We start from the raw sequence: 2,264 nt of genomic DNA, 5'->3' as shown, positions 1-2,264 counted from the left end.
CGCCCAGTCTAGGCCGGGGCCGTGCGGCGGGCCGGGGTGTCCTCCGCGGGCGAGCGGGGGCACGATGGGGGCGTGGACACCGCACAGCAGACCACCGCACAGGACACCGCCCCGGACCCCGCGTCGACGACGCCCCGCACGGTCACCGTCACCGGCGCCGCCGGCAACATCGGCTACGCGCTGCTCTTCCGCATCGCCGCCGGCGGGATGCTCGGCCCGGACACCCCGGTCCGGCTGCGCCTGCTCGAGATCCCGGCCGCCCTGGGCGCCGCGGAGGGCACCGCCATGGAGCTCGCCGACGCGGCCTTCCCGCTGCTGGCCGACGTGGAGGTCACGGACGACCCGGCCCGCGCCTTCGACGGGGTCCAGCACGCGCTGCTCGTCGGCGCACGGCCGCGCACGAAGGGCATGGAGCGCGGCGACCTGCTCGAGGCGAACGGCGGGATCTTCGGGCCGCAGGGCCGGGCGATCAACGACCACGCGGCGCAGGACGTGCGGGTCGTCGTCGTCGGGAACCCGGCCAACACCAACGCGCTGATCGCCGCCGCCCACGCCCCGGACGTGCCGGCCGAGCGCTTCACGGCGCTGACCCGGCTGGACCACAACCGGGCCGTGGCGCAGCTGGCGGCGCGGGCCGGCGTCGCGGTGACGGACGTGGCCGGCGTGACGATCTGGGGCAACCACTCCGCCACCCAGTTCCCGGACCTCACCCACGCCCGCGTGCGGGTGGACGGGACGTGGCGGCCGGCGCTCGAGGTGGTGGACCCGGTGTGGGCGGGCGAGGAGTTCGTGCCGCGCGTGGCGAGGCGGGGCGCGGAGATCATCGAGGTGCGCGGGGCGAGCTCGGCGGCGTCGGCGGCGTCCGCGGCGATCGATCACCTGCGCGACTGGACCCTCGGCACCGGTGTGGACGCGGACGGTGCGCCGCGCCGGACGTCGGCCGCGGTGGTCTCGGACGGCTCCTACGGGGTGCCGGAGGGGCTGATCAGCTCGTTCCCCGTGACGTCCGACGGCGGCACCGCGTGGCGGATCGTGCCGGGGCTGGAGCCGGACGAGTCCGTGCTGCCGGGTGAGGGCGGGCGGCTGGCCGCGACCGTCGCCGAGCTGGAGGCCGAGCGCGACGCCGTGCGAGGGCTGGGCCTGCTCTGAGGCGGCCGGGATCTTCTGCGTCTCTGACCCTTCTGGGGGCGTCCCCGCCCGCCGGAAGGGTCAGATGCGCAACAGATTCGTGCGGGGACGGGCGGGCGTGGGATCAGTCCGCCAGCTCGGCCCGCGTGGGCGGGTCCGCCCCCGGGCGGGAGGCCGTGATCGCCGACGCGCGGGAGGCGTAGATCAGCACCGACTCGACGTCGGCCGGGTCCATCGCGTGCAGGCGGTCGCGGTTCGCGGCGCCGAGCAGGGAGCGGTCGTCGAGGGCGGCGAGCAGGGCGGCGGTGAACGAGTCGCCGGCGCCCACGGTGTCCGCGACGTCCACGGGCACGATCGGGCGCTCCACCACGCCGTGCGCGGTGACGGCCACGATGTCCTCGGCGCCGCGGGTCATCACCACGAACGCCGGGCCCATCTGCTGCCACGCCTGCAGCGACTCGCGCAGCGGGCGGTCCGGGTACAGCCACGCGATGTCCTCGTCCGAGGCGTGCACCACGTCCGCCAGCCGCACGGACTCCTCCGCGCGGGCGCGGGCGAACGCCCGGTCCGGCACGATCGTGGGCCGCACGTTGGGGTCGTAGCTGATGGTCGTGACCGCGGAGATCCGCTCGAGCAGGGCCATCACCTCGGCGTCGCCGGGGGCGAGCATGGTGGCGATGGAGCCGGCATGCATGTGGTGCAGCGGGCCGCCGGCGGCGTCGTCGAAGTCCCGGGCGAGCGCGGCGGCGGGCGGCAGCGTCCAGTCCAGCTCGAACTCATAGCTGGCGGCGCCCGTGGGGTCCAGGCGGGCGGTGGCCACGGAGGTGGCGGCGGCATCCGGCTCGAGCAGGCAGCGCACGCCGTTCTCCCGCAGATGCGAGGCGATCATGTCCCCGTGCGCATCGCGGCCGAGGCGGCCGGCGAACAGGACGGGCCGCTCCAGCCGACTCAGGCCCACGGCCACGTTCAGGGGGCTGCCCCCGACGTGCACGCGGGGGGTCGCGGTGTCCGAGACCACGACGTCGACGAGCGCCTCTCCGATCACACCACAGTACTGAGCCACGCGCCCCACGGTACCCTAATCACCGGCGCGGAACCGGGGCTGTGCTCAGGCTTCCAGGCCCCCGAGAAACGCC

General features: G+C 75.8%; 2 protein-coding genes. One reads left to right on the top strand and one right to left on the bottom strand.

The window, feature by feature from the left end; genetic code table 11:
• The first annotated feature begins 72 nt into the window (after positions 1-72).
• Positions 73-1,149: a malate dehydrogenase gene (locus tag QL983_RS11045; protein ID WP_036384991.1), complete on the top strand. Its 1,077-nt coding sequence runs from the start codon at positions 73-75 to the stop codon at positions 1,147-1,149.
• A gap of 103 nt (positions 1,150-1,252) precedes the next feature.
• On the opposite strand, the gene QL983_RS11040 is transcribed toward QL983_RS11045, so the two are convergent.
• Positions 1,253-2,173: a carbohydrate kinase gene (locus QL983_RS11040; RefSeq protein WP_290153002.1), complete on the bottom strand. Its 921-nt coding sequence runs from the start codon at positions 2,171-2,173 to the stop codon at positions 1,253-1,255.
• Between the last annotated feature and the right edge of the window lie 91 nt (positions 2,174-2,264).

It is taken from the genome of Micrococcus sp. APC 4021 (assembly GCF_030407635.1).
Taxonomy (GTDB): Bacteria; Actinomycetota; Actinomycetes; order Actinomycetales; family Micrococcaceae; genus Micrococcus; species Micrococcus luteus.
The sequence above is the reverse complement of the archived record's forward strand: the minus strand, read 5'-3'. Positions and strand labels throughout refer to the sequence as shown.